Source organism: Amycolatopsis sp. NPDC049159, from assembly GCF_040648295.1.
Taxonomy (GTDB): Bacteria; Actinomycetota; Actinomycetes; order Mycobacteriales; family Pseudonocardiaceae; genus Amycolatopsis; species Amycolatopsis pretoriensis_A.
The window spans coordinates 160894-185276 of record NZ_JBEZDL010000013.1; the positions used below are offsets into that span (position 1 = coordinate 160894).

Genomic DNA, 24383 nt, shown 5'->3' on the forward strand with positions numbered 1-24383 from the left:
CAATTCCGGCAAATCCCCGTCCCCACGAGGAGTTCTCCGATGTCGAGGAAGTTCGCCCTGGTCGGCGCAGCCGCACTCGCCCTGACCATGACCCCGCTCGCCGCGGGGACCGCGTCGGCCGCCACGGACCAGGAAGCCGCGGTCACGACGGTGTACTACAGCACCGCCAGCGCACCGTCGTTCCGCTCGGTGATCAACGCCGGTGCCGCCAACTGGAACAACAGCGTGACCAACGTCAGACTGGTCGAGCGCAACTCCGGCGCCAGCCTGCGCTACACCGAGGGCAACGACCCGCGTGGGTCCTACGCCTCGACCAACGGTCACGGCAGCGGCACCATCTTCATCGACTACACCCAGGCCCGGCAGTACAACCCGACCCGCATCGCGGCGCACGAGACCGGTCACGCCCTCGGGCTGCCGGACCACTACTCGGGCCCGTGCTCGGAGCTGATGTCGGGTGGCGGCCCCGGCCCGTCCTGCACCAACGCGGTGCCGAACTCGACCGAGCGCAGCCGCGTGAACTCGCTGTGGGCCAACGGCCTCGTGGCGACGAACGCGCAGGAGCGCGTCTACGAAACCGTGTACGGCTACTGAGTTCGCTGAAGGTGGCCCGGGCTCCGGTCCGGGCCACCTTCGCGCGCGGCCCCGAGTTCGGCCGCGAAGCCCGCCGGCACCAGCACGTCCTCCCGGGTGAGTTCGTGGACGCTCTTCTTGCCCAGCGCCAGCAACGTCGAGTCGATCCCGTTGCGCAGCACGTCGAGGACGTTCTCCACCCCGGCCTGCCCGCCGGCGGCCAGCCCCCACAGGTACGCGCGGCCGATCAGCACCGCCTTGGCGCCCAGCGCCAGCGCTTTCACGACGTCGCTGCCGCGGCGGATCCCGCCGTCCAGCAGGACTTCCACCTCCGAGCCGACCGCGTCCGCGATCGAGGGCAGGGCGCGGATCGTCGCCGGGGTGCCGTCGAGGTTGTTGCCGCCGTGGTTGGACACCGACAGCGCGCTGACGCCGGCGTCGACCGCGCGGCGGGCCTCGTCGACCCGGATCACGCCCTTGAGCAGGAACGGCCCGTCCCACCGCGCACGCAGCCAGGCCACGTCCTCCCACGACGGCGGCGGCGTCTGCATCCACTGGCCGTAAGCGCCGAAGAACGTCGGTGCTTCTTCGCCCGGCGACGCCATGTTCGGCACGCTCAAGTCGGGCAGCCGCCGCGTTTTGACGTAGTCCAGGAGCCAACGCGGGCGGGCGATGCCTTCCGGGGCGAACCGCAGCAGCTCGCGCGGAGTCAGCCGCTCGGGGATGTGCGGGCTGCCCCAGTCGCGGCTGTGCGAGAACGACCAGTCGAGCGTCAGGATGATGCCGACGGCCCCCGCGGCGCGGGCCCGGTCCAGCCGCCGCTCGATGTCGTCGCGGGTGCCCGTCCAGTAGACCTGGAAGTACGTGTTCGGGTTCGCGGCGACCACCTCCTCGATCGGCTTGCTGCCGAAGGAGGACAGCCCGATCGACGTCCCACGCGCGGCGGCCGCCCTGGCCACCGCGACCTCGCCGTCGGGGTGCACGGCCTGCACCCCGGTCGGGGAGATCAGCACCGGGAGGGCGACGTCGCGGCCGAGCACGTGCGTGGCCAGGTCGCGCTGCCCGTAGTGGCCGGCCGTGCGCGGCGCGAACCGCAGTTCGTCGAACGCGCCGAGGTTGTCGGCCAGCGTGAGGCCCTTTTCCGAGCCCGCGATGAGGGCGGAGTAGACCGAAGCGGGCAGCCGTTTCTTCGCGCGCCGCTGTGCCTCCGCGACGGATTCGAACCAGGTGGTCATCGGGTTCCCTTCGTGGTGAAGCGCAGCGGGCGCCGGACGAGCGCCGGGCGGACCGGCTCGAGCGTGCGGTGGGCCAGGCAGCCGGCCCAGACGCCGCCGCCGTACGCGACGTCGTCGGCGATCGCCGCCGCGGTGTAGCGGACGGGATCGAGTCCGGGCCGGGTCTTGGCCCACGCCGTCAGCGGCGGGCCGAGCAGCAGCGATGCCACGGCGGCGCGGCGGCCCCACCCCCGCGGGACGAGCAGGGCGGCGAGCAGCGGCGCCGCGAACTGGGTGCCGTAGCGGCCGCAGCCGAGCCACGTCTGGTGCACGGCGGTGGCCATCGCGCGCACGACGCCGTCGGCCGGGACGTCGTGGGCGCGCAGGGTGCGGACCATGCCGCCCACCGCGCCGGCGAACCCGCCCGCGGCGAGCAGCGGACGCCCGGCCAGCAGCGCGCCGACGGTCAGCGCGGGCCACGGGTGCAGCCCCAGCGGCGCGAGCGCGCCCGGGTGCCGCTTCGCCAGCGGCGCGGCGGAAGTGCCGTAGCGGGCGCGCCGGCCCAGCAGGGCGCGCCAGGTTTCCGGTTCGTCGTGGCCGACGGTGACGTCGGGGGCGTACCGGACGCGGTACCCGGCCGCGTGCAGCCGCCAGACCAGGTCGACGTCCTCGCCGACGCGCAGCGCGGGATCGAACGCGCCGGCCTCGACGAGCGCGCTCCGGCGGACGACGAGCGCGGCGGTCGGCACGTACGACGTCCGGGTGCCGGGCGCGACCCGCGCGGGCCGGTCGCCGAGGTCGAGGCTGGAGGCGGCGCGCGTGTACCGGCCGGCCGCGGTGTCCGCGGCGAGCGGGCACACCCGGGGCGCGACCGCGGCGACGAGCGGGTCGGCGAAGTGCGCGGCCAGCGGCTCCACCCAGCCGGGCGCGGGCACGCAGTCACTGTCCACAAAGGCCACCAGCTCGGTGGGAACGTGGTCCAGCGCGGTGTTGCGCGCGGCGCCGGGGCCGCCGTTGACGTCCCGGCGCACGAGTTCCGCGCCGTGCGCGGCGGCCACCCCGGCGATGGCGGCGGGGTCTTCGGAGCCGTCGTCGACGACGAGGACGGGGTGCCGGTCGCCGAGCCCGGCGAGGCAGCGGGCCAGAGGTCCTGGCCGGCCGAGGGCCGGGACGACGACCGTGACGTCCGCGGCGCGGTCCGGTTCGGGCGGCAACGGGTGGGCGAGCCCGGCGTCGGTGAGGTGCCGGGCGAGCGCGCCGGTGGCCGCGGAGGAGACCGGGCCGTCGGCGAGTTCGCGCAGCGCGGCCTGCCCGGCGGCGGTCAACCGCAGGACACGGGCCGGGGAGCCGCCGAAGAGGAGGGCGGCGGTCAGCTGCCGGGTGTCGCGGTCGAGGGCGATGCGGAACCCGGGTGGCAACGGCGTCACAGGGCCAGCCCGCCGTCCACGGGCACGACGGCCCCGGTCACGGCCCCGCTGTCCGGCCCGGCGAGGAACGCCAGCACAGCGGCGACTTCGCCGGCGTCGAGCAGGCGGTGCACGGGTTGCTGCGCGGCGAAGGCGGCCGCGTCGGGCAGGGCGTAGAGGCGGGCGCTCTCGGCGAGGATCGGGGTGTCGGTCGAGCCCGGGCTGACGGCGTTGGCGGTCACGCCGGTCTCCCCCAGTTCGGCCCCGAGCGCGCGGACGAGCCCGGCGACCCCGGCTTTCGCGGCGCAGTAGGCGGCGAGCATGGGCAACCCCCGCGTGGCGGCGGCCGAAGCGACGGCCAGGAACCGCCCCGACCGCGGTTGTGGCCTGCGAAGCAGGGCGGGCACGGCGGCGCGGGCGAGGTGGACGACGCCGTGGAGGTCGACCTCCAGGACGGCCCGCTCCTGGTCTTCGGGCACCTCCCACAGGGGTACTCCCCCGGCGATGACCCCGGCGGCGGCGATGGCGACGTCGAGGCCACCCCAGCATCGTTCGGCTTCCTGGACGGCGGCGGCCATGGCCGCGGGATCCCTCACGTCGGCGACGAAAGCGGCGGCGTGCTCACCGGCTTTTTCCACGACGGCGGCGAGGTCGGCTTCGGTCCCCATGGGGTAGGGCAGGGCGGGGTCGTCGGCGGCCACGTCGACGGCGAGGACGGCGTAGCCCTGCTGCGCCAGGCGCAGGACGGTGGCGGCCCCGATCCCCCGCGCGGCCCCGGTGACGAGCGCCGTCCGGTGCGTCATGCCCGCCTCCATTCGTCCACATGCGACACCAGCGCGGCCGTCAGCCCGGCCAGCAGTTCCTCGCCTTCCACCGCGGTCGCGCCGGTCGGATCGCCGAGTACTCCGGTCGCCGTGACCGCCCGCACTCCGCCCGCCCGCAGCAACGGCAGCAGCTCCCCGAGAGGGCGCCGATCCCCCGCGACCGCTCGTTCCATCCGGACGCTGCCCGGCCGCATCGTCAGCTGCAGGGCCGTTTCCGCGCGGCCCGCGTGCGGCTCCCCCGGCCACCGCGGCCGGAACACCGACACGTCCCGCGACTCCGCCCGAAGCCGGGCCGCCGCACGCGTCACCGGCCCGGTGTTGCCGCCGTGCGCGGACACGAACAGCAGCCGCCCGAACGTCTCCGCCGCCGAGCGGCCCAGCTCCAGCAGCAGGAACTCCGTCGCCTCCTGGCCGATCGACAGCGTCCCCGCGAACCCCGCGTGCTCGCCGCTCGAGCCGTACGGCACCGCGGGGGCCACCAGGACTTCCGGGCGCGCCGCCGCCAGGCCGTCGCACAGGGCGAGGGCGATGTCGGTGTCCGTCGTCAGCGGCAGGTGCGGGCCGTGCTGCTCGGTCGCGCCGATCGGGACCGCCAGGATCGCGCCCGCCGCCGCGCGGGCGGCGACGCCGGGCGAGGACAGGTCCGCGAGGCGCACCATCAGGCCAGCGGGTTTTCGTCGCAGGGGCGGCGCATCCCGATGGTGACCGGGACCGGACGCCGCCGGTGCGAGTGGTCCAGCGACGGCTTCGGGACGCTGGTGACGCCCGCCAGCGCGAGTTCGCCGTGGCCGCGCACGCACTCCGGGTCCGGGCCGTCGAGCGGCAGGCCGGTGAAGAACTTCGCGGCCATGCAGCCGCCGCGGCAGGCGTCGAACGCCGAGCACGACGTGCACGCGCCCGCGCTTTGCGGGCTGCGCAGTTCCGTGAACAGCTCGGATTCGCGCCAGACGCGCGTGAAGCCGCCCTCGGACCGGGTGTTGCCGGCCAGGAAGGTGTCGTGGATGGCGAACGGGCAGGCGTAGACGTCGCCGACCGGGTCGACCAGGCACACCACCCGCCCGGCGCCGCACAGGTTCAGGCCCGGCAGCCCGCCGCCGCCGTAGCCGGCCAGGTGGAAGAACGAGTCGCCGGTGAGCACGTTCTCGCCGTGCGCCACGAGCCAGTCGTAGAGCTCCCGCTGCTGGGCGGCCGTCGGGTGCAGCTCGTCCCAGGTGTCGGCGCCGCGGCCGGACGGGCGCAGCCGCGTGATCCGCAGCTGGGCGCGGTAGCGGTCGGCGATCGCCTTGAACGCGTCGAGCTGGGCGATGTTGTGGCGCGTCATGACGACCGAGATCTTGAAGTTCTCGAAACCGGCGTCGGCGAGGTGCTCCATGGCGCGGATCGCGGTGGCGTAGGAGCCGACGCCGCGCACGTGGTCGTTGACCTCGGCGGTGGCGCCGTCCAGGGAGATCTGGACGTCGACGTAGTCGCTCCCGGCCAGCCGTCGCGCGACTTCGGGCGTGATCTTGACGCCGTTGGTGGAGAACTTGACGCCGACGTGGTGCTCGGTGGCGTAGTCGACGAGCTCCCAGAAGTCCGGGCGCACGGTCGGCTCACCGCCGCCGATGTTGACGTAGAAGATCTGCATGCGCTCGAACTCGTCGATCAGCGCCTTGCACTCCACTGTGGACAGTTCGCGCGGGTCGCGCCGACCGGAGGAGGAAAGGCAGTGCACGCAGGAAAGGTTGCAGGCGTAGGTCAGTTCCCAGGTGAGGCAGATGGGCGCGTCGAGCCCGTACTGGAATTCGTCCACGAGGGACATCAGAGACTCCTCGGCTGGATCATCCGCGACTCGGCCAGTGCGGCGAGCGCGGCGCGGTAGCGCGGCAGCTCGGGGGCCCCGACCCCGGCACCGGCGCAGGCGGCGCGGGCGCTCGCGTGCGCGTCCAGCGACCGGACGACGTCCAGCAGGGCCGGGCTCTTCAGGAACGACAGGCGGCGGGTGCCGAAGTGGTAGAGCAGCGCCCCGAACCGTTCCGGCCGGATCGCGACCCGGCTGTCGAGCCGCCAGGCCGCGTCCAGGTCGAACGGCTCAGTAGACACCGCACATCCCGTCGATCGAGACCTCCTCGACCAGCAGGTCTTCGGCGACGGGGGTCTCTTCGACGGGCTCTTCGGCGATCTTCTCGGTCATCGTGACTCCTTCGGCACGGAACTCCTATTTCGACACACTGTGACGAATATCGAGCAGAGTAATGTCACGCAGTGTCGGAAACAACCCCCGGAAAGGGAACGGCACCCGGATGACCCAACGCACCCCCGCGGCCCGCCGCGGCAGGCCACCCGGCACGAGCGCCCGCGAACTGGAGGTCATCGCGCTGCGCCTGTTCACCGAACGCGGCTTCCACGAGACGACGGTCGACGAGATCGCCGCGACCGCGGGCGTCAGCCGCCGCACGTTCTTCCGCTACTACGACGCCAAGTCCGACGTCCTGTGGAACGAGTTCGACGCGGAGGTCGGCACGATCACCGAGCACCTCGCCGCGGCCGACGGCACCCTGCCGGTCCTGGACGCGGTCCGCGAGGCGGTCATCGCGGCCAACCACTACCGCGCCGAGGACGTCACGGAACTCCGCATGCGCATGCACCTGCTCAGTTCGGTCCCGGAACTGGCGGCGAGCGCGACCCGCCACTACGACGCGTGGGAGCGCGCGGTGAGCGCGTACGTCGGCGCGCGCACGGGCCAGCCGGCGGACGCGCTGTACCCGCTGGCGGTGGGCCGCGCGGTGCTGGCCACGTGCCGAGCGGCGTACGAACGCTGGTCGGCCCGCGCGGACGCGGATCTGACCGTGTACCTGGACGCGGCTCTGCGAGCGTTGGCCACCGGCTTCGCCGACCCGTCCCCCATCGAACCCGGGAACTGAGGGCGGCCGCTGAATAAACAGGGCCGCGCCGATTCGGCTTCCCGCGGTAACAGTTCGGCCGGGGCCGGCGACTTCGGTAGCAACCAGATTGCCCACTGATACCACCGCCCGTAACATATTCACTGCGATCTGCCAGATTGAGGCAGGTCCGGCGTTGGTACCCCGAAGTGATCTGATCAGCCGACTGGATGCGGAGGGTGATCGCATGAATGCCTGGAAACCGTGGGCAGCGACATCAACCCCCGATCGGCGTAATGTGGGTAGCGGGGAGTGTTCTTCAACCACTCCTCAAGACCGCTGTGGCATCCTCCGCACAGAGGTCGTCCGACGCGAAGGGTTGACGCCATGAGCACAGACGCGGCGGCGCGCGAACGGGAAACCCCCAGCGGACGCGGCGAGCCGATCATCGGCCAATCCCCCAAGCGGAAAGTCGGCAACTCGGTCTACGTTTCCGTACCCGGCCGCGTGCCGGTCATCAAGGCGAAGCGCGCCAAGAAGGACTGACGCCTGCCCTCAGTTCGGGTGGATCGCGTACTGCGCGGCCTTGTCCAGGCTGTCGAGCAGCAGGTTCTTGGCCGCCGAATCCAGCTTGCTGATCAAGGACAGATCCTCGTCCGCCACGCGCTCGCCGTTGGTCCTGATCACGAACGTCGAGTTGAGCGTGATGGCACCCACCGTCAGGACGTCGGCCGGGTCCTCCCCGATCATCCGGTCACTCCCGATCCCGGCCAGCAGGATGGGGGTGGCGAAGATCCCCCGCCAGATCTGGGCGATCGGGGTCGGCGTCAGGTTCGTCGCCTGCACGTTGCCGGTGAAGACCGCTTGCGCGGCCGCGAACTCCGTTTCCCGGCTGATCTTCACGTGGTGGCGCAACGACCAATCTTCGCGGTGCGCGTACACCGACGTCCCGACGAGGTTGAGGATGTAGCGGTGCCGCTCGTCTTCGAGCTCCCGGCTGCGCAGCCACAGGAACAGGCCGAAGTTCTCGCCCGCGCCACCGCCGAGCGGATGACCGTACTGCCGGGCGAGTTCCCGCAGGACCTGCAGCGGGCCGTCGTCGATTTCCAGCGCCAGGTGCAATCGGGTCGTGAGTTCTTCGGCGGCCTGGCCGGTGGGGATTTCCGCGCCTTTCCCGCAGCCGACGCCCGCGTAGCAGTCGTCCAGCGCCCGCGTGAGCCGCCGGCGGTAGACGAGCGAGGCGTCGCTCTTCACGGTGGGCCGGTACCGCCGCGGTTCCACGACGGCGAGCGCGAGATCCGAGATGACCTGGTTCAGCTGTGAGTAGGACTTCAGGAAGATCGGCCGGAGCCCCAGCTTGTCCTCGAGGTAGCGCGCCGAGCTGATGGCGTAGCGAGCGGCCTCGGTCGTGGTGACTCCGTTGACGCCGGGTGGCACCACCAGGGAGAAGCGCGGCGGCCTCGCCTCCGCGGTGGCGTAGAGCGGGCCGATGAGGTTCGGGTCCGACATGCCCAGCCCGATGAAGATCGTGCAGGCACCCTCGAGTGCGTTCGAGATGACGTCCCGCACCTGCGCACCGTGCTTCAGGAATTGGGACTCGGTCAGGACGATCGGCTCCTCCGGATCGCCGTCCTGGCGGACCAGGCCGTGCAGGTGCATCACGCCGATCCGGCCGAGGCGCCGATCCCAGGCCTTCCACGCGGAACTGCCGCCCGGCTTGAGCGAGAACGATTCCACGTCTTCTTCCTCGAAGTACGCCCTCAGCGCCGCTTCGAGGATCTCGTCGAAGTTCGTCGTCAGCAGCCGCGCCCTCTTGCCGGCGTACTTCCGGTTCGCGCAGACCAGCCGGGCGATCGAATCCGCCAGCACTCCCGGCGTGGCGTGCGAGTCGGAATAGAGCGCTCGCCGGATGATCGTGTGGTCCTCGACGTCCTGCCCGCCGTCCTTCAGGATCTGCAGGACGATTTCGGCCTTCCGCATCAAATCGGAATCATCTCGCAGCGCGATCTTCTTCGTGCTCGCGTTCTTGATCTCGTTGGTCATCTTGTCGATGAGGTCCCGCCAGGACGGCAGGCTGGAGTTCATCGACACCCCGGCGCCGACGACGACGGTCAGCGGCTTCTTCCGCGCCCGCACGGTTTCGAACAGTTCGCCGAGGTAGGGCTGCGCGTCGAAGCAGAAGATGTCGCCCCGGTCGAACAGATCGGGGTCGAGCATTCTCGACGGAGAACCTTCGGCCATGCGCAAACCTCGGTGCATCGTATTCGTTTCGTCCGGATATCGCCTCCGCTAGGTCGTGCAACGCACTGGTCCTGTTACAAGGTTCCCGCACGCACGAGTTGTCAACTATTTGTCCGGGAATCGGAAGTGTGCTCCACCGGTTCGGCCAGCTGCCACCCGCCTCGGCGCCGCAGCACCAGTACGTAATACCCCACCGCCAGCAGGACGATCCCCGCCGTCACGATCAGGCTCGGGCGGCCGACCGCCGGGTCCACGACGTTCTGGTACACCACGAACACCAGCACCGCCAACGCCAGCACCGGGGCCACCGGGAACCACGGCATCCGGTACTGCGCGTGGGCCGTCGCGCCGGTGCGGCGGCCGACGATCGCGCCCAGGCAAAGGGCCGCGTACACCGCCACGATGGACGTGCTCGTCACCACCAGCAGCAGCTGCGGGTCCACGAAACACAGCGCCGCCGCGACGATCCCCGTGCCGGCCGTCGCCACCCACGGGGTGCCGAAGCGGGGGTGGACCGCCGCCAGGGCTCGGTTGACCGCGCCCGGCCAGGCTCGGTCGCGGCCGCTGCTGAAGACCAGGCGGGAGCTGATCAGGACGATCGCCAGAACCGCGTTCATGATCGCCAGCGCCACCGCCAGGCTGAGCACCGTGTCGAGCGTGCTGCCGCCGCGGGCGGTGATGAACGTCGACAGCATGTTCTCCGAGCCGAACAGCGCGCCCAGGTCGGGCGCGCCCAGCAGGACCGCCGTCACCGGGACCAGCTCGGCGACCACCGTGATCGCCAGCGCCAGGAGGATCGCGCGGGCGATGCCGCGAGGGGCGTCCTGGGTCTCCTCGCCGAAGTACACCGCCGAGCCGTAGCCGTTGTAGGCGAACATCGCCACCGACGTCGCGATCGCGATGGCGCCGATCGTCGCGGGGCCGCCGCCGGCCGCCACCGGGTGGGCGACCAGGTCGGTGAGCGGGCGGGCCGGGTGGAGCAGCCCGAGCGCGCTGACCACCACCAGCGCCAGGATCTCGATGGCCAGGAAGATACCCGTCACCCAGGCGTTCAGCTTGATGTCGAACACCCCGACACCGGCGGCCAGCACGCACGTCACCGCCGCGGCCACCGGGCCGGGCAGGCCCGGGAACAGCACCCCCAGGTACGTCCCGACGCCGAGCGCGATCACCGCGACGATCAGCACCTGCGTGATGATCATCAGCCCCAGCACGGCGAACCCGGGCAGCCGCCCCAGCGTGCGGGCCACGATCGCGTACTCGCCGCCCGCGACCGGGAACGCCGACGCGAGCTCGGCGTAGACGAAGGCCATGAACACGCCGACCACCGCAGCGGCCGCGAAGCTGAAGAACGCGCCGGTCCCCGCGCCGGCGAGCACCCCCGGCGCGATGATGAACACCGACGACGCGGGGCTGATCGCCGAGAGCGTGATGAGCAGGGTGCCGAGGGTGCGCAGGCCGCGGCGCAGGGCAGGAGTGGTCACGAGCGGGCCTCCAGTTCTTTGAAGCTCCTTCGAACAACCAGGTGACCACGCATCAAAGGCGCTCGTGGCAGACAAGTCAAGGTCTTGTTTTTTCCGAAGTTCCTTCGAAGAATGACCTCATGGCACGACCGAGCAGGGCCCCCGAGCGGCGGGCCGAGCTGATCGCGGTGGCGCGCCGCGCCGTCGTCGAACGTGGCATCCTCAACCTGCGGCTGCGGGACGTCGCCGACGGCGCCGGCCTGTCCTCGGGCTCGGTCCTCTACTACTTCCCCACCCTGACCGACCTCCTGCGCGAGGTGCAGCAGGAAGCCGTCGAGCGCTTCTGCACCCAGCGCGAGGACGCCGCCCGGGGCGGGACACCGCGCGAACGCCTGCTGGCCACGATCCGCAGCGGCCTGCCCACCGGGCCGTCCGACGAACTGTGCGTGCTGCTCTACGAACTCGGCACGATCGCCCGCCGCGACCCCGCCTACGCCGCCCGGCACGTCGCCCTGTTCGAGCGGCAGGTGCGGATCTACACCGGCATCCTCGAAGCCGGGGCGGCGACCGGCGAATTCACCCTGACCGCCGAGCCGGTCGCGATCGCGCGCAACCTCGTCGCACTCGAGGACGGCTACGGCCTGCACCTCACCCAGGCGGTGCCCACAGTGGACCGGGCCACCGCCGAAGCGATGCTGCTTTCCTTCGCCCGCACCGCCTGCACCTGGGAGGACCTGTCATGACCCGTGCCCGCGACCTGGGCATCACCCTGCCCGGCCGGCCCGGCACGCACAACGCGCTCACCGACGTCGCGGGCGTCGAAGTCGGCTACACGACGTTGATCGAAGGCGATTCGGTGCGCACCGGCGTCACCGCGGTCCTCCCCCGCGGCCGGGCGGACTTCGCCGTGCCGTGCGCGGCCGGGACGTTCTCCCTGAACGGCAACGGCGAGATGACCGGCACCGCGTGGCTCGCCGAGACCGGGTCGCTGGCCCTGCCGGTGCTGATCACCAACACCCACGCCGTCGGGCCGTGCCACCGCGGCGTGATCGACTGGGTGGTGCGCGAGCGCCCCGACGTCGCCGCGGAATGGCTGCTGCCGGTGGTCGCCGAGACGTGGGACGGCTACCTCAACGACATCAACGCCCCGACGATCCACAGTGGACACACGGGCGCGGCCCTCGACGCCGCCCGGGGCGGAGCGCTCGACGAAGGTTCGGTCGGCGGCGGCACCGGGATGACCTGCTACGGCTTCAAGGGCGGCACCGGCACGGCGTCCCGGCTGGTGCCCTACGGCTCCGACGAGTACACCGTGGGCGTGCTGGTGCAGGCGAACTTCGGCAGCCGCCGCGAGCTCACGGTCGCGGGCGACCACGTGGGACCGCGGCTGGCGGCGGACGACCCGATGGCGCACTGGGCGCCGGCCCCGCCCGGCGCGGGTTCGGTCATCGTCGTGGTCGGCACGGACGCGCCGTTGCTGCCGGGCCAGTGCACGGCGCTCGCCCGGCGCGTCCCGCTCGGCCTGGCCCGCACCGGCACGACGGGTTCGCACTTCTCGGGCGACCTGTTCCTCGCCTTCAGCACGGCGAACCCCGGCGCGCTGACGAGCGCGTTCCCCCGCACCGCGGAAGCCGAGTACGAGCAACTGCGGTTCGTGCCGTGGGGCCGGATCGACCCGTTCTTCGAGGCGGTCGTGCAGGCGGTGGAGGAAGCGGTGCTCAACGCGCTCGTCGCGAACCGCGAGATGACCGGCCACCGCGGGCACCGCGCGCCCGCATTTCCCGCCGATTTTTCCCGGCGGAACTGACCGGATCGGCCCCCGACGGTGCGCCCGGTGGTCCGGCCGCCCGGGTCACCGCCGGGTCCACTGCTGGTTGGCACCGCCGCCGCAGGCCCACAGGATGATCTTCGTGCCGTTCCCGGTGGCCGCGCCGCCGGCGTCCAGCCAGAGCCCGGACACCGCGTTCGTGATGGTCCCGTTCGCGTTCAGGGTCCACTGCTGGTTGCGCCGGCCGTTGCAGTCCCAGCTGACCACCGCGGTTCCGTTGGCGGTGCCGTTGTCGTAGGCGTCCAGGCACTTCGTGCCGTTGACGACGAGCTGGCCGCGGGCCGGCACCCACGTCTGGTTCGGTCCCCCGGCGCAGTCCCACAGCTGCGCCTGGACGCCGTTGGTGATGCTGTTGTCGTCGATGTCGAGGCACCGGCCCGACTGCGTGCCGGCCACCTGGACGCCGTTCGTCCCGGGCAGCGGCAGGACGGCGACGTCGCTGAGCTGCGGTGGCGTGCCCGAGAACGTGAGGTTGTCGGTGCCCTTGCCCAGGGAGACGACGGCGGAGACGGTCCTGGCCGCTCCCCCGGTCGCCGGGAAGGCGACGACGGTCGGCTGCTGGCCGTTCACCGCGAGGGTCGCGGTCCGGGTGGTGGTCGCGCTGTAGGTGAAGGTCGCGACGGCCGATCCCGTCGCGGCCGCGGTGATCGTGGTGCCGTGCGTGGCCGCGGCGTCGGTGCCTTGGACGGTCAGCAGCACGGAGTCGTTGGCCGGGACGCTCACGCTGTATCCGTTGGCGTAACTGCCTTTGTCGGAAGCGCTCCAGAGGTTCCGGACCTTCGCGGTGGCGGCGGTGAGGCCGAGGTCGGCCCACCGCGCGGTCATGGTCGCCGCCGACGACGTCCGGTTGAGCAAGAGCACCGCGCGTTTCCCGGAACCGGCCAGGACCTTGCCGTACACCTGGAGCCCGGCGGCGTCCTCGGCGACCTTCACGCCCTGCAGGCCGCGCGGATCCTGGTCGACGGCGATGACTTCGCGGTTCTTGAGGACGTTCGCCGTCTCCGCGCTCATCGTCACGAGGTTGTTGCCGGCGAGCAGCGGCGCCCCGGAGACCGCCCACATCCCGAACTCGGTCCGCCCCTGCGCGGCGGACAGCCCCGGCATCCCGACGGTCAGCATGTCGGGGTCGTTGACGTACCCGGTGTGCTGCGAAACGGGGTGCTGCGCCTGGTCGAAGTTGGTGAGCGCCTGCGGGAGGGTCGCGGTCTGGCCGTAGTAGATGATGTCCGTGCTGGTCCGCCACATCGGGGCGGTGCCGGCGCCCCAGTTCCACGGGTTCTTCTTGCCCCAGTCACAGATCGAGAGGGTGAGCGTGCGCCCGGTCTGCGCGGTGGCGGCTGTGTTGGCGTCGCTGATCGCCCGGTAGGTGCTCGCCGGGTCGAGGCCTTCGGCGTCGCCGCCGCACCAGTCGACCTTGACGAAGTCGAAGCCCCAGCGCTGGAACTGCAGCAGGTCCTGCAGGTAGTGGCCTTCACTGCCGGACCCGGGCGCCGCGGGCCGCCCGGTCGGGTAGTAGTACCCGCAACCGTCCCGCCCGGCGTCGGTGTAGATGCCCGCCTTCAACCCCTTGCCGTGCAGGTAATCCGCGATGGCTGCCATGCCGCCGGGCCATTCGGCGGTGTCGACGGTGATGTTCCCGGAGCCGTCGCGGGTGCCCTGCCACCAGCCTTCGTCGATGTTGACGTAGGTGTAGCCGGCGTCCTTGAGCCCGGCGGAGACGAGCGCGTCGGCCTGCGCTTTGATGGTGGCGTAGTCGATCTTGGCGGCGAAGGTGTTCCAGGAGGCCCAGCCCATGACGGGAGCTGGAGTCACCACCTCTGCCGCTGCGGCGGCTCCTGCGCCTTGGACGACTCCGGCGAACGCCAGGAGCACGGACAGCAGAACGCGCAGCTTCATCGCATCGCTCCGACCTCGTCGTCAGGAATGTTAGCGTTAACAAATGGTGCTGGTTCTGCATTTTGGACGGCGGGGCGATCGCCCGTCAAGCGGCGAACGGCCGACCTTCGGCAGCACCTACTCGCTGAGCCATTCCGCCGACGGCCGGAAATATCCCGCCCAGCCGAAGATCAACGAGCCTCGGAGATCGATGTTCGTGGCGCCGTCGTAGCGAATGACGAGGCCGGAGAACGACCACCGGTTCGGTCACGGCAATCCGGTCGAACACGGTCGAACGCCGCCGCGTAGACCGGCCCAGCACCAGGGCGCCTCTAGCTTGCTAGCATGCTAGGATCAGCCGCGTGGGCGATGACGACGTCAAACAGTTCAACGTGTACCTGCCGATCGGCCTGATCCGGCAGCTCAAGCACCGAGCCGTCGAAACCGAACAATCGCTGTCGGCGCTCGTCGCCGAAGCGCTGCGCGCCTATCTCGGAACCGAAGAGGAGCACTGAACATGACGACCGAGGGCATCGACGCCGTGTACCTGGAGACGCACAACTGGGGCAAGGCCGCCAAGTTCTTCCAGGCGCTGGGCTACGAAATCGACTTCGCGACCGACCACAACTCGGGGCTGCTCCGCAACGGCGACGGACCCCCCTTGTTCATCGCCGAGGTACCCGCGAGCCAGGAACCGCGGCAGCAGGTCGTCTTCAAGGTGCCGGACGCCGACGCCTTCCGGGCCGACGACATCGTCGAAGTGGTCACCCCGTTCGAGGACACCCACTACGGGACCCGCGAGATGACCGTCCGCGATCCCGACGGGCGGACCTGGACGCTCTCGGCGCCGGCGGCGGGCTGACGATGACCGCGCCGGACAGCACCGCGGTGCGGACCGCCTTGTGGCGGGCGCTGCACGTCGCCGTCGATCCGCCGCCGCACGTGTTCGACGACGAACTCGGGCTGCGGCTGGCCGGTCCGGGCGAGGGCTGGCGGGACCGGGACGACATGGACCCGGCCACCGCCGGGCGGTACCGGGCCGGGATGGTCGCGCGGGCGCGGTTCGTCGAGGACCTCGTCGTCGAACACGCGAGCCGCGGGGTCGGGCAGTACGTCCTCCTCGGAGCCGGGCTGGACACCTTCGCCCAGCGCCGCCCGGAAGTCGCGGCGCGGCTGCGCGTGTTCGAGGTCGACCAGCCCGGCCCGCAGGCCTGGAAACGCGCGCGCCTCGACGAACTCGGGCTCGGCGTCCCCGAGTGGCTGCGGCTGGTACCGGTCGACTTCGAGACCACGTCGTGGTGGGACCGGCTCACGGACGCGGGTTTCGCGGCGGACGAACCCGCGGTCGTCGCGTCCACCGGCGTCAGCATGTACCTGACCAAGGCGGCGAACGCGGCCACGCTGCGCCGGATCGCCGGGTTCGCCCCGGGTTCCACGCTGGCGATGACGTTCATGCTGCCGCCCGAGCTCCTCGACGACGGCGAGCGCGCCCGGCACCGCGCCACCGCGGGCAAGGCGGAAGCGGCCGGGACGCCGTTCGTCAGCTCCTTCTCCCCCGCCGAAATCCTGGCGCTCGCCAAGGAAGCCGGGTTCGGCGAGGCGGTGCACGTCTCGGGCGACGAGCTGGACGAGCGCTACTTCGCCGGGCGCGCCGACGGGCTGCGGCTCGCCCGCGGCGAGGAATTCCTCGTCGCTACGGCCGGGGCAGCTGACCGAGGTAGGCCCGCAGCATCGTCTTGACCGGGTCCAGCAGTTCGGGCGCGCCGTCGCCGCGGAACGCTTCCTGGAGCACGGCGTCCGCGGCGAGGAACGCCGTGCGGCACGCCACCGCGGCCGCGTAGTCGTCACGCAGGAGGCGCTGGGCGACCAGGATGCGGTGCACGCCGATGGCCATCACGCGCTTGTGCGCGCGGTCGGCTTCCCGGGCGCCGTCGGTGAGGCCGCGCCCGAACCACAGGGCGCGGAACCCGGGCTCGGCGCGGTAGAGCCCGGCGAACGCGTCGACGAGGAGGCCGACCGGGTCGTCCCAGGCCTCCTCCGCCGCTCGCTCGGCGACGGCGTCCATGAGGTCTTCCAGCCGGGCGAGGTAGCCCACGGCCAGCGCCTCGGTGATCGCCTCTCGATCCGGCAGGTACTGGTAGAGCGCGCCGACCGAGACGCCGGCCTCGGCGGCGACGCGGGTCGTCGTCAGCGCTTCGACGCCTTCGCGGGCGAGCAGGCGGTCCGCGGCCGCCAGCACCCTGGCCAGCTTTTCCCGCGAGCGCGCCTGGCGCGGCACCCGGCGCGGCCGGCCTTCGGTCATCCGCTCCCCAAACCTGAACGTGACTTTGTTTCGTATTTATCCTAGCCTCGGCGCATGGCAATGGCGAGTTCGATGCTCGACGAAGCACGGCGGTCGGTGGCGAGGGCCTGTCACGGGCTCGCGGGTGAAGGCCTGCTCATCGGCAGCGCGGGCAACGTGAGCGTCCGGGTGGGCGAGCACGTGGCGGTGACGGCGACCGGCGTCGTGCTGGGCCGGGCCACGGCCTACGACGTCACCGTCGTCGACCTCGACGGCGAGGTGGTCGCCGGCGAGCGGACCCCGACCTCGGAACTGGAGCTGCACCTGGGGATCTACCGGCGCTACGGCGCGGGCGCGGTGGTGCACACCCACTCCCCGCAGGCCACCGCGGTGTCCCTGGTGCTCGACGAGCTGCCGTGCGTCCACTACCAACAGCTGGCCCTCGGCGGCGCGATCCGGGTCGCCCCGTTCGCCGTCTTCGGGTCGGCGGAGCTGGCCGCGGAAACGCTCACCGCGCTCGACGGCAAGTCCGCGGCGCTGCTGGCCAACCACGGCGCGGTCGCCCACGGTCCCTCCCTCGAAGCCGCGGTCGACAACGCGCTGCTGCTCGAGTGGGCGTGCGGCCTGTACGTGCGGGCCGCGACGCTCGGCGCCCCGCGGGTCCTCGATCCCGCGCAGCAGGAAGCCGTCGTGGCCGCGGCCGTGCGCCGGGGGTACGGGCAGTGACGCAGACGGTCGTGACGCTCGGGGCGCACGTGTTCGACGTGCAGGTCCGCCCGGTCGAAGCCATCCCCGACGGCCAGGGCGCGACCCTGGTGGAGCAGATCCGGTTCGGCCCGGCGGGCACGGCCGCGGGCACCGCGGTCACGCTGGCCAAGCTGGGCGCGGCGGTCCGCACGGCGGGCGCGATCGGCACCGACCCGGTCGGTGACCTGCTGCTGGCGATGCTCGCGCGCCACGGCGTCGACACGTCCCTGGTACTGCGCCGCGAGAGCGTGCAGACGTCGGCGTCGGTGCTGCCCATCCGCGCCGACGGCAGCCGCCCCGCCTTCCACGTCCCCGGCGCGAACCTGACCTACGAGCCCTCGGACGCCCCGGGGTCGGAGATCGCCCGCGCGACGCACCTGCACCTGGGCGGCCCGGAGCTGATGGGCGGCGAAAAAGCGGCGCAGATCCTCGGCCCGGCCCGCGCGGCCGGCGTGGTGACCTCGGCCGACCTGCTCGCCCCCGGTGACCCCGGAGTGCTGGCCTGGCTCGCGCCCGCGTTGTCCTCTTTGGACTACCTGCTGCCGAACGAGGACCAGCTGCTGGGCTTGACGAACGCGGACACCCTCGAAGGCGGCGCCCACGCGCTCCTCGACGCCGGCGTCGGCTGCGTCGCGGTGACGCGGGGCGCGCTCGGCGCCCTGGTGGTGACGGCGCGGGAGGCGCTCGAAGTGCCGGCGTTCGCGGTCCCGGTGGTGGACACGACCGGCTGCGGCGACGCCTTCTCGGCGGGCTTCCTCCGTGGCCTGGGCCTCGGCCGCTCGCTGCGGGACGCGGCCGTCCTGGGCAGCGCGGCCGCCGCGCTGGTGGCCCAGGGCCTCGGCAGCGACCACGGCGACTTCGACCTCGCGGCGGCGGACGCTCTCGCCGCAGTCACGCCCACTCTCTGACGCATTCTTGCATCGCCACCCCTTGACTTGACGTTTTCCTGCATTCAGGATGCCTCTCGTGCAGATCGAAGGCAAGGCACCTGAACTGGACCGGCGGATCGTCGCGGCCCTGCAGCTCAACGGCCGGGCGTCCTGGGGCGCCGTCGCGCGGCACGTCGGGGCCAGCGAGTCCACCGTCCTCCGCCGGGCCGCGCAGCTCACCGACAGCGGCCGCCTCCGGGTGATCGGGGTCGTGGACGTGCTGCGATGCGGTCTCGGCGTGCCCGTGATCGCGCGGCTGCGGTGCCGGCCGGGTACGGCCAACGGCGTGGCCGAGGCGCTCGCCGCGCGGCCCGAGGTGCGGTACGCGACCGTGCTCGCCGGCAGTGCCGACTGCTCCGCCGAGTTCGTCCTGCCCTCCTACCGCGAGATCGCGCGGCTGCAGGAGAACGGCTTCCCCGGCGACGGGGACGTCCGCGACGCCGAGACCTTCGCCGTCATGCGGACGTTCACCTCCAACCACGACTGGGACTCCGGCGAACTGAGCCGCGAGGCCGTCACCGACCTGCGCGGCGGCGAGGTCCGGCCGTTCGAAGAGCAGCACTGGGAGCGCCCGCCCGAGCAGCTCGACGAGCTGGACCTCGCGATCTGCGCGGCGCTCGGCGAAGACGCGCGGGTGCCGTTCAAGGAGGTGTCCAGGCACGTCGGGACCAGCGAGTCCACTGTGGCCAGACGCGTCGACTCGCTGGTGCGCCGCGGGTGCCTGCGGTTCCGGACGCTCGCCGAGCCGTCGATGTTCGGCTACGCCCTCGAATTCATGCTCTGGCTTTCGGTGGTCCCCGGCGAGCTCGACCGCGCCGGCCAGCAGCTCGCCGCCCACCCCGGCACGAAGTACCTCTCCGCCACCACCGGCCGGTTCAACCTCGTCGGCCAGATCGTGCTGCGGCACTACGGCGAGCTGTACCGGCACACCACCGACGTCGTCGGCGCGCTGCCCGGGCTCCGGGAAGCCGACGTGACCCTGCAGGTTTCGACGCTCAAGCGCGCGTGGGCCCCGACACCCGCCGCCAAGCTGGAGGACGCATGACCGAACAACCGTGGCAGTGGGACGAAGCGACCTGGCGCGGCCACGTCGAGCACGTCCGCGCGGGGCGCCCGCTGCGCCCGGCGGCGTGGCCCGGCGGCGCGAAGGTGGCCGTGGCGCTGTCCTTCGACTCCGACCACGAAACACCCTCGCTGCGGGACGGCGACGTCCTGCCCGGCAAGATGGCGCAAGGCGAGTACGGCGCCCGCGTCGGCGTCCCCCGCATCCTGAAGCTCCTGCAGCGGCACGACGCGCCCGCGTCCTTCTTCGTGCCCGCCGTGTCCGCTCTGCTCCACGACGGCGAAGTCAAGTCCTATGTGGACGCCGGGCACGAAGTGGCGCTGCACGGCTGGATCCACGAGCGCAACACCGCCCTCACCGAAACCGAGGAACGCGACCTCGCCTTCCGCGCCGCCGACGTGCTCGAGCGCCTCGCCGGCACCCGGCCGGTGGGCATCCGGACGCCGTCGTGGGACTTCTCCGCGCACACCCTCGCCATCACCCGCGAGCTGGGCCTGGCCTACGACTCGTCGCTGATGGCCGACGACGACTGCTACGAGCTCCTCGAACACGGCGAGCCGACCGGGATCGTCGAGCTGCCGGTCGAGTGGATCCGCGACGACGCGCCGTACTTCATGATGGACCGGTTCGCCTCGCTGCGGCCCTACACCCCGCCCCGCGGCGTGCTTTCGATCTGGCGCGACGAGTTCGACGCCGCGTACGCCGAGGGCGGGATCTTCCAGCTCACCATGCACCCGCACATCATCGGGCACCGGTCCCGGATCGCCGTCCTCGCCGAACTGCTCGACCACATCGGCGGCCACGACGGGGTCTGGTACGCCACGCACGCCCAGATCGTCGACCACGTCCTCCGGGAGCAGGCATGACCACTGTGGACACCGTCGTCAGCCACCGCTTGACGGCCCAGCAGCGCAAGGCGATCGTCGCCGGCGCCGTCGGCAACACCGTCGAGTGGGTCGACTGGGCCGTCTACGCGACCTTCGCGCCGGTCTTCGCCGGCCAGTTCTTCGCCGGCGGCAACGAAACCACGGCCCTGCTGTCCACGTTGGCCGTGTTCGCCGTCGGGTTCGTCATGCGGCCGATCGGCGGCGCGGTGCTCGGCGCGTACGCCGACCGGAAGGGCCGCAAGAAGGGCTTGACGCTCACCATCTCGCTGATGGCCGCGGCGTCGATCGTCATCGCGTTGTGCCCGACGTACGCGCAGATCGGCGTGCTGGCCCCGATCGTGCTGCTGCTCGCCCGGCTCGTGCAGGGCTTCTCGGCGGGCGGCGAATTCGGGTCGTCGTCGGCGTTCCTCATCGAGTCCGCCGCACCCGGGCGCCGCGCGTTCGCCGGTTCGTGGCAGCAGGTTTCGGTCGGTCTCGGCTCGCTGATCGCCGCGCTGATGGGCACGATCCTCAACGCGACGCTGTCCGACGGAGACCTGCACGGCTGGGGCTGGCGGCTGGCGTTCGGCATCGCCGGCCTGCTCGGCCTCGTCGGTCTGTGGCTGCGCGTGTCGGTGCACGAAACCGAGGCGTTCACCAAGATCTCCGCCCAGCCGCGGCGGAACCCGGTCGTCGCGATGCTGCGCGACCACCCGGGCGCGGCGCTGCGCGTGGCCGGCGTGACCATCGCCGGGACGCTGATCTACTACGTGTGGGTCTCCTACATGCCGGCCTACGCCCACCTGAGCACCGGCATCCCGCTCAAGACCGCGCTGCTCGCCAACACCCTCGCGATGGTCGTGTTCATCGCGCTGCTGCCGTTCGGCGGCCTGCTGTCCGACCGGATCGGGCGCAAGACGACGATGACCGCGTTCGCCGCCGGGTTCGTGGTGTTCGCCTGGCCCGCGTTCCACTTCCTGGGCAACAGCTTCTGGAGCGTCTTCGTCATCGAGCTGATCGGGCTGGTGCTGATCGTCGGCTACTCGGCGAACTGCGCGGTGATCATGGCCGAGCAGTTCCCGGCCGAGGTGCGCACCACCGGCATCGGCCTGCCGTACGCGCTCGCCGTGGCGATCTTCGGCGGGACCGCGCCGTACGTGACGACGTGGCTGAACGCGAACCACCTCGGCCACCTGGTGTGGGTCTACGTCGCCGCGGCCGCGCTCATCGGCGTCGCGGTCTACCTGACCATGCCCGAGACCAAGGGAAAGGAGCTGTAGTGCGGACCGTGCTCGTCACCGGCGCCGGCGGCGGGATCGGCGCGGCCATAGCCGCCCGGTTCGCCGCCGCGGGCGACCGCCTCGTCCTGGCCGACCTGCGCCCGGCCGAACTGTCCGCGGTGGCGGCCCGGCTCGGCACCGACGTCGTCGAGCTGCCCGGCGACCTCGCGGACGCCGGATTCGCCGGGGGACTCGTCGGGCAGGCCGGACCGGTCGACGTCCTCGTCAACGCGGCGGGGATCTACCCGGCCACTCCCCTGCTGGAGATGACCGCGGCGACCTGGGACCGCGTGCAGGACGTCAACGTCCGGGCCGCTTTGCTCACCACCGTCGCGTTCGGACGGTCCCACGTGGCCGCCGGGACCACCGGCGCGGTCGTCAACATCTCCTCCGGCGCGGCGACCCGGGCGCGGCCCGGCGCCGCCCACTACGCGACGTCGAAGGCCGCGCTGGAGATGCTCACCAAGGCGTGCGCGGTGGAACTCGGCCCGCACGGCATCCGCGTGAACGCCGTCAGCCCCGGCTTCGTCACCGTGGACAGCTCCGCCAACCCCGTCACCGAGGCGTACGCGGAAGCGGTGTCGGTCAACCCGCTCGGCCGTCGCGGCGAACCGCGGGAGGTCGCCGACGCGGTGTTCTGGCTCGCCGGACCGGAAGCGGCCTGGATCACCGGCGCGGTCCTGCGCGTCGACGGCGGGTCCACCGCGGGCGCGGCCGGCCTGCCGCTGCACTGGACCGGGGAAACCCCCGTGCAACAAGGAAAGGAAGCGCATGTCTGACCGGCGCTCGTACACGGTGGTCGGTGGCGGCGCGATCGGGGGGACGCTCGCGTTCCACCTCGCGCGCGCCGGCCACCCGGTGTCCATCGTGGACGCCGACGCGGCGCACGTGGCCGCGATCGAAGCCCGCGGCCTCACCTTGCGCCGCCCGGAGGGCGCCGAAACCGTCGAACTGCCCGCGTTCACCCCCGCGGACGCCCCGCCGGTCCTCGGCCGCGTCCTGCTGGCCGTCAAGGCCCAGGCCACCGAAACGGTCCTGGAGTGGCTGACACCGCGGCTGGCGGAAGACGGCTTCGTCGTGTCCCTGCAGAACGGGCTCAACGAGCGGCTGATCGCGTCCCGCGTCGGTCCGGAACGGACGGTCGGCGCGTTCGTGAACCTGTTCGCCGACGTCGTCGAACCCGGTGTCGTGCGGGACGGCGGCCTCGGCGCCCTGGTCGTCGGCGAACCCGACGGCCGGATCACGCCGCGGGTCGAGGAGGTCGTCGCGGACCTGCAGGTGTGGGGTCCGGCGAAGGCGACCGCGAACGTCGAGGGCTACCTGTGGGCGAAGCTGGGGTTCGGCGCGATGCTCACCACGACCGCGCTCGCCGACGCGCCGATGGCCGACCTGATCGACCGGCACCGGCCGCTCATGCACGCGCTGACCGCGGAGGTCTTCGCCGCCGCGGGCGAGCGCACCCTGGAGGCGTTCGACCAGTTCGACCCGGCCGCCTACCTCCCGGGCGCGACCGGCCGCGAGGAGGCGACCGACCGCCTGGTCGCGTGGCTGCGGAGCCAGCCGAAGGACCGCAGCGGCATCTGGCGCGACATCGCCGTGCGGCACCGGCCGGTCGAGGTCCACCACCACTACGCGCCGGTGCTCGCGGAGGCTCCCGTGCCGCTGCTGCGCGCGGTGCTGGCCCGGCTGCGCGAAGTCGAGAGCGGCGCCGTCGCGATGTCCGAAGACCACCTGACCGAATTGGAGCGAGCTCTGTGATCCGGGACCTGCACGAGTGGGTGCGCGCGCACCGCGACGACCTCCTCGCCGACCTCGCCGCGTACGTCGGCATCGAGACGCCGAGTGACGACAAGCCCGCTTTGGACCGCGGACTGTCCTGGGTGGACGGCCGGCTGCGCGAGCGGCTGGGCACCCCGGAGAACGTCCGGGACGTCGACGGCGGGCGCTACGGCGACATCAAGGTCTACGACTTCGCCGGCAGCGGAGAACCGGTGCTGCTGCTCTGCCACTACGACACGGTGTGGCCGCTGGGCACCCTGGCGGAGTGGCCGTTCACCGTGGACGGCGACCGCGCGACCGGACCGGGGATCTTCGACATGAAGTCGGGCCTGGTGCACGCGGTGTGGGCGCTGCGCGCGCTCGACGCCGCCGGGCTGCCGCGCCCGGCCGTCCGCCTGGTCCTCAACGGCGACGAGGAGATCGGCAGCCCGGCGTCGCGGCCGGTGATCGAGGAAGCCGCCGCGGGCACCCGTGCCACGCTGGTGTTCGAGGCGAGCGCCGGCGGCGCGGTGAAGACCGCGCGCAAGGGCGTCGGCCTGTTCCGGGTGCGCACGACGGGCGTCGAGGCCCACGCGGGCCTGGACCCGGCGAAGGGCGCGAGCGCGATCGACGAACTGGCGCGCGCGATCCTGGCCCTGCACGGACTGTCCGATCCGGACGCCGGCACGACGGTCAACGTCGGCGTGATCGACGGCGGCACGCGCTCCAACGTGATCGCGGGCGCGGCTTCGGGGCAGATCGACGTCCGCGTGTCGAGCGCGTCGGAGGCGGCCCGCATCGACGCGGGCCTGGCCGCGCTCAAGCCCCACGACCCCCGAGCGACCCTCACCATCGAGGGCGGCTGGAACCGCCCGGTGATGGAACGCTCCGCCGCCATCGCGAAGGTGTACGAACTGGCGCGCGAAGAAGCGGCGGAGCTGGGCGTGACGCTGCGGGAGTGTTCGGTGGGCGGCGCGAGCGACGGCAACTTCGTGGCGGCACTGGGCCACCCGGTCCTGGACGGCTTCGGCGCGGTCGGCGACGGCGCCCACGCGCGGCACGAGCACATCAGCGTCGAGGGGATGCTGGAGCGCACGGCGCTGGCCGCCGCCGTCCTGCACCGCCTCGCGGGTTGACCACCGGCCGCGTGCCGCGCATACTGCTCTCGTAATGC

Annotated in this window: 28 protein-coding genes; 17 read left to right on the top strand and 11 right to left on the bottom strand. The window is 72.2% G+C overall.

What is annotated here, in order from left to right; translation table 11 throughout:
• Positions 1-39: 39 nt before the first annotated feature.
• The gene (locus AB0B33_RS24790) at positions 40-594 is read left to right on the top strand and encodes a snapalysin family zinc-dependent metalloprotease (RefSeq protein ID WP_360775889.1); all 555 of its coding nucleotides are present in this window, start codon (positions 40-42) and stop codon (positions 592-594) included.
• On the opposite strand, the gene mftD is transcribed toward AB0B33_RS24790, so the two are convergent.
• Genes mftD through mftA form a run of 7 tightly spaced genes read right to left on the bottom strand, consistent with a single transcriptional unit; the run spans position 588 to position 6190 of the window.
• Positions 588-1808: a pre-mycofactocin synthase MftD gene (mftD, locus tag AB0B33_RS24795; protein ID WP_360775892.1), complete on the bottom strand. Its 1221-nt coding sequence runs from the start codon at positions 1806-1808 to the stop codon at positions 588-590. The genes AB0B33_RS24790 and mftD overlap by 7 nt on opposite strands.
• Positions 1805-3214 (bottom strand): mycofactocin biosynthesis glycosyltransferase MftF, encoded by a 1410-nt coding sequence (gene mftF / locus AB0B33_RS24800; protein ID WP_360775895.1) that lies wholly within the window; start codon positions 3212-3214, stop codon positions 1805-1807. The genes mftD and mftF overlap by 4 nt, the downstream gene beginning before the upstream one ends.
• Complete coding sequence (locus AB0B33_RS24805) at positions 3211-3996, bottom strand: mycofactocin-coupled SDR family oxidoreductase (RefSeq protein WP_360775898.1); 786 nt, start codon at positions 3994-3996, stop codon at positions 3211-3213. The genes mftF and AB0B33_RS24805 overlap by 4 nt, the downstream gene beginning before the upstream one ends.
• Positions 3993-4676 carry a mycofactocin biosynthesis peptidyl-dipeptidase MftE gene (gene mftE, locus AB0B33_RS24810; RefSeq protein ID WP_360775901.1) on the bottom strand — a complete coding sequence of 228 codons (684 nt, stop codon included), beginning with the start codon at positions 4674-4676 and terminating at the stop codon, positions 3993-3995. Before mftE ends, AB0B33_RS24805 begins: the two co-directional genes overlap by 4 nt.
• A complete protein-coding gene (gene mftC, locus AB0B33_RS24815; protein ID WP_360775904.1) occupies positions 4676-5818 on the bottom strand; it encodes a mycofactocin radical SAM maturase in 1143 nt (380 codons plus the stop codon). The genes mftE and mftC overlap by 1 nt, the downstream gene beginning before the upstream one ends.
• Positions 5818-6099: a mycofactocin biosynthesis chaperone MftB gene (gene mftB / locus AB0B33_RS24820; RefSeq protein WP_360775907.1), complete on the bottom strand. Its 282-nt coding sequence runs from the start codon at positions 6097-6099 to the stop codon at positions 5818-5820. The genes mftC and mftB overlap by 1 nt, the downstream gene beginning before the upstream one ends.
• A complete protein-coding gene (mftA, locus tag AB0B33_RS24825; RefSeq protein ID WP_125307730.1) occupies positions 6089-6190 on the bottom strand; it encodes a mycofactocin precursor MftA in 102 nt (33 codons plus the stop codon). The genes mftB and mftA overlap by 11 nt, the downstream gene beginning before the upstream one ends.
• A gap of 109 nt (positions 6191-6299) precedes the next feature.
• On the opposite strand from mftA, the gene mftR reads away from it, so the two are divergent.
• The gene (gene mftR / locus AB0B33_RS24830; RefSeq protein ID WP_360775911.1) at positions 6300-6920 is read left to right on the top strand and encodes a mycofactocin system transcriptional regulator; all 621 of its coding nucleotides are present in this window, start codon (positions 6300-6302) and stop codon (positions 6918-6920) included.
• 345 nt (positions 6921-7265) lie between these two features.
• Positions 7266-7424: a hypothetical protein gene (locus tag AB0B33_RS24835; protein ID WP_247024228.1), complete on the top strand. Its 159-nt coding sequence runs from the start codon at positions 7266-7268 to the stop codon at positions 7422-7424.
• Positions 7425-7433: 9 nt separating this feature from the next.
• On the opposite strand, the gene AB0B33_RS24840 is transcribed toward AB0B33_RS24835, so the two are convergent.
• Positions 7434-9119 (bottom strand): SIR2 family protein, encoded by a 1686-nt coding sequence (locus AB0B33_RS24840; protein WP_360775915.1) that lies wholly within the window; start codon positions 9117-9119, stop codon positions 7434-7436.
• Between the two features lie 101 nt (positions 9120-9220).
• Complete coding sequence (locus AB0B33_RS24845; protein WP_360775918.1) at positions 9221-10603, bottom strand: APC family permease; 1383 nt, start codon at positions 10601-10603, stop codon at positions 9221-9223.
• Between the two features lie 119 nt (positions 10604-10722).
• Here AB0B33_RS24845 and AB0B33_RS24850 point away from each other — a divergent pair, with 119 nt between their 5' ends.
• Both AB0B33_RS24850 and AB0B33_RS24855 read left to right on the top strand, forming a co-directional pair.
• Positions 10723-11325, top strand: a complete 603-nt coding sequence (locus AB0B33_RS24850) for a TetR/AcrR family transcriptional regulator (protein ID WP_360775921.1) — start codon at positions 10723-10725, stop codon at positions 11323-11325.
• Positions 11322-12389, top strand: coding sequence for a P1 family peptidase (locus tag AB0B33_RS24855; protein ID WP_360775924.1), 1068 nt, complete (start codon positions 11322-11324; stop codon positions 12387-12389). The genes AB0B33_RS24850 and AB0B33_RS24855 overlap by 4 nt, the downstream gene beginning before the upstream one ends.
• A 45-nt stretch (positions 12390-12434) precedes the next feature.
• Here the strand turns inward: AB0B33_RS24855 and AB0B33_RS24860 are convergent, their stop codons facing one another.
• Positions 12435-14306, bottom strand: a complete 1872-nt coding sequence (locus tag AB0B33_RS24860) for a ricin-type beta-trefoil lectin domain protein (RefSeq protein ID WP_360775927.1) — start codon at positions 14304-14306, stop codon at positions 12435-12437.
• Positions 14307-14349: 43 nt separating this feature from the next.
• Between AB0B33_RS24860 and AB0B33_RS24865 the strand changes: the two genes are divergently transcribed.
• The 4 genes from AB0B33_RS24865 (at position 14350) to AB0B33_RS24880 (ending at position 16025) form a co-directional block, all read left to right on the top strand.
• The gene (locus AB0B33_RS24865; protein ID WP_360775930.1) at positions 14350-14517 is read left to right on the top strand and encodes a hypothetical protein; all 168 of its coding nucleotides are present in this window, start codon (positions 14350-14352) and stop codon (positions 14515-14517) included.
• A 130-nt stretch (positions 14518-14647) separates the two neighbouring features.
• Positions 14648-14800: a CopG family transcriptional regulator gene (locus tag AB0B33_RS24870; RefSeq protein ID WP_247024235.1), complete on the top strand. Its 153-nt coding sequence runs from the start codon at positions 14648-14650 to the stop codon at positions 14798-14800.
• 2 nt (positions 14801-14802) lie between these two features.
• Complete coding sequence (locus tag AB0B33_RS24875; protein WP_360775934.1) at positions 14803-15147, top strand: VOC family protein; 345 nt, start codon at positions 14803-14805, stop codon at positions 15145-15147.
• 2 nt (positions 15148-15149) lie between these two features.
• Positions 15150-16025: a class I SAM-dependent methyltransferase gene (locus AB0B33_RS24880; protein ID WP_360775937.1), complete on the top strand. Its 876-nt coding sequence runs from the start codon at positions 15150-15152 to the stop codon at positions 16023-16025.
• On the opposite strand, the gene AB0B33_RS24885 is transcribed toward AB0B33_RS24880, so the two are convergent.
• Positions 15979-16587, bottom strand: a complete 609-nt coding sequence (locus AB0B33_RS24885; RefSeq protein ID WP_360775940.1) for a TetR/AcrR family transcriptional regulator — start codon at positions 16585-16587, stop codon at positions 15979-15981. The two genes, AB0B33_RS24880 and AB0B33_RS24885, sit on opposite strands and share 47 nt — an antisense overlap.
• Before the next feature lie 60 nt (positions 16588-16647).
• Here AB0B33_RS24885 and AB0B33_RS24890 point away from each other — a divergent pair, with 60 nt between their 5' ends.
• From AB0B33_RS24890 to AB0B33_RS24925, 8 genes are read left to right on the top strand one after another with little or no spacing between them, the layout of a single operon-like run.
• A complete protein-coding gene (locus tag AB0B33_RS24890) occupies positions 16648-17292 on the top strand; it encodes a class II aldolase/adducin family protein (RefSeq protein ID WP_247025166.1) in 645 nt (214 codons plus the stop codon).
• Entirely contained in the window at positions 17289-18221 is a 933-nt protein-coding gene (locus AB0B33_RS24895) for a carbohydrate kinase family protein (protein WP_360775943.1), read from the top strand. The genes AB0B33_RS24890 and AB0B33_RS24895 overlap by 4 nt, the downstream gene beginning before the upstream one ends.
• A 49-nt stretch (positions 18222-18270) precedes the next feature.
• Entirely contained in the window at positions 18271-19287 is a 1017-nt protein-coding gene (locus AB0B33_RS24900; protein ID WP_360775946.1) for an Lrp/AsnC family transcriptional regulator, read from the top strand.
• Positions 19284-20171: a polysaccharide deacetylase gene (locus AB0B33_RS24905; protein ID WP_360775949.1), complete on the top strand. Its 888-nt coding sequence runs from the start codon at positions 19284-19286 to the stop codon at positions 20169-20171. Before AB0B33_RS24900 ends, AB0B33_RS24905 begins: the two co-directional genes overlap by 4 nt.
• Positions 20168-21451 carry an MFS transporter gene (locus tag AB0B33_RS24910; RefSeq protein WP_247024242.1) on the top strand — a complete coding sequence of 428 codons (1284 nt, stop codon included), beginning with the start codon at positions 20168-20170 and terminating at the stop codon, positions 21449-21451. The genes AB0B33_RS24905 and AB0B33_RS24910 overlap by 4 nt, the downstream gene beginning before the upstream one ends.
• Positions 21451-22230 (top strand): SDR family oxidoreductase, encoded by a 780-nt coding sequence (locus AB0B33_RS24915; RefSeq protein ID WP_360775952.1) that lies wholly within the window; start codon positions 21451-21453, stop codon positions 22228-22230. The genes AB0B33_RS24910 and AB0B33_RS24915 overlap by 1 nt, the downstream gene beginning before the upstream one ends.
• Entirely contained in the window at positions 22223-23209 is a 987-nt protein-coding gene (locus AB0B33_RS24920; protein ID WP_360775955.1) for a 2-dehydropantoate 2-reductase N-terminal domain-containing protein, read from the top strand. Before AB0B33_RS24915 ends, AB0B33_RS24920 begins: the two co-directional genes overlap by 8 nt.
• A complete protein-coding gene (locus tag AB0B33_RS24925; RefSeq protein ID WP_360775958.1) occupies positions 23206-24345 on the top strand; it encodes a M20 family metallopeptidase in 1140 nt (379 codons plus the stop codon). The genes AB0B33_RS24920 and AB0B33_RS24925 overlap by 4 nt, the downstream gene beginning before the upstream one ends.
• The last annotated feature ends 38 nt before the right edge of the window (positions 24346-24383 follow it).

What these genes read in the sequence shown, in the direction of transcription:
- AB0B33_RS24790 (WP_360775889.1), top strand. Translation starts at nt 40, where the DNA reads ATGTCGAGGAAGTTCGCCCTGGTCGGCGCAGCCGCACTCGCCCTGACC.
- mftD (WP_360775892.1), bottom strand. Translation starts at nt 1,808, where the DNA reads ATGACCACCTGGTTCGAATCCGTCGCGGAGGCACAGCGGCGCGCGAAG.
- AB0B33_RS24805 (WP_360775898.1), bottom strand. Translation starts at nt 3,996, where the DNA reads ATGACGCACCGGACGGCGCTCGTCACCGGGGCCGCGCGGGGGATCGGG.
- mftE (WP_360775901.1), bottom strand. Translation starts at nt 4,676, where the DNA reads ATGGTGCGCCTCGCGGACCTGTCCTCGCCCGGCGTCGCCGCCCGCGCG.
- mftC (WP_360775904.1), bottom strand. Translation starts at nt 5,818, where the DNA reads ATGTCCCTCGTGGACGAATTCCAGTACGGGCTCGACGCGCCCATCTGC.
- mftA (WP_125307730.1), bottom strand. Translation starts at nt 6,190, where the DNA reads ATGACCGAGAAGATCGCCGAAGAGCCCGTCGAAGAGACCCCCGTCGCC.
- mftR (WP_360775911.1), top strand. Translation starts at nt 6,300, where the DNA reads ATGACCCAACGCACCCCCGCGGCCCGCCGCGGCAGGCCACCCGGCACG.
- AB0B33_RS24835 (WP_247024228.1), top strand. Translation starts at nt 7,266, where the DNA reads ATGAGCACAGACGCGGCGGCGCGCGAACGGGAAACCCCCAGCGGACGC.
- AB0B33_RS24840 (WP_360775915.1), bottom strand. Translation starts at nt 9,119, where the DNA reads ATGGCCGAAGGTTCTCCGTCGAGAATGCTCGACCCCGATCTGTTCGAC.
- AB0B33_RS24850 (WP_360775921.1), top strand. Translation starts at nt 10,723, where the DNA reads ATGGCACGACCGAGCAGGGCCCCCGAGCGGCGGGCCGAGCTGATCGCG.
- AB0B33_RS24855 (WP_360775924.1), top strand. Translation starts at nt 11,322, where the DNA reads ATGACCCGTGCCCGCGACCTGGGCATCACCCTGCCCGGCCGGCCCGGC.
- AB0B33_RS24860 (WP_360775927.1), bottom strand. Translation starts at nt 14,306, where the DNA reads ATGAAGCTGCGCGTTCTGCTGTCCGTGCTCCTGGCGTTCGCCGGAGTC.
- AB0B33_RS24865 (WP_360775930.1), top strand. Translation starts at nt 14,350, where the DNA reads ATGGTGCTGGTTCTGCATTTTGGACGGCGGGGCGATCGCCCGTCAAGC.
- AB0B33_RS24875 (WP_360775934.1), top strand. Translation starts at nt 14,803, where the DNA reads ATGACGACCGAGGGCATCGACGCCGTGTACCTGGAGACGCACAACTGG.
- AB0B33_RS24880 (WP_360775937.1), top strand. Translation starts at nt 15,150, where the DNA reads ATGACCGCGCCGGACAGCACCGCGGTGCGGACCGCCTTGTGGCGGGCG.
- AB0B33_RS24885 (WP_360775940.1), bottom strand. Translation starts at nt 16,587, where the DNA reads ATGACCGAAGGCCGGCCGCGCCGGGTGCCGCGCCAGGCGCGCTCGCGG.
- AB0B33_RS24890 (WP_247025166.1), top strand. Translation starts at nt 16,648, where the DNA reads ATGGCGAGTTCGATGCTCGACGAAGCACGGCGGTCGGTGGCGAGGGCC.
- AB0B33_RS24900 (WP_360775946.1), top strand. Translation starts at nt 18,271, where the DNA reads ATGCCTCTCGTGCAGATCGAAGGCAAGGCACCTGAACTGGACCGGCGG.
- AB0B33_RS24905 (WP_360775949.1), top strand. Translation starts at nt 19,284, where the DNA reads ATGACCGAACAACCGTGGCAGTGGGACGAAGCGACCTGGCGCGGCCAC.
- AB0B33_RS24910 (WP_247024242.1), top strand. Translation starts at nt 20,168, where the DNA reads ATGACCACTGTGGACACCGTCGTCAGCCACCGCTTGACGGCCCAGCAG.
- AB0B33_RS24920 (WP_360775955.1), top strand. Translation starts at nt 22,223, where the DNA reads ATGTCTGACCGGCGCTCGTACACGGTGGTCGGTGGCGGCGCGATCGGG.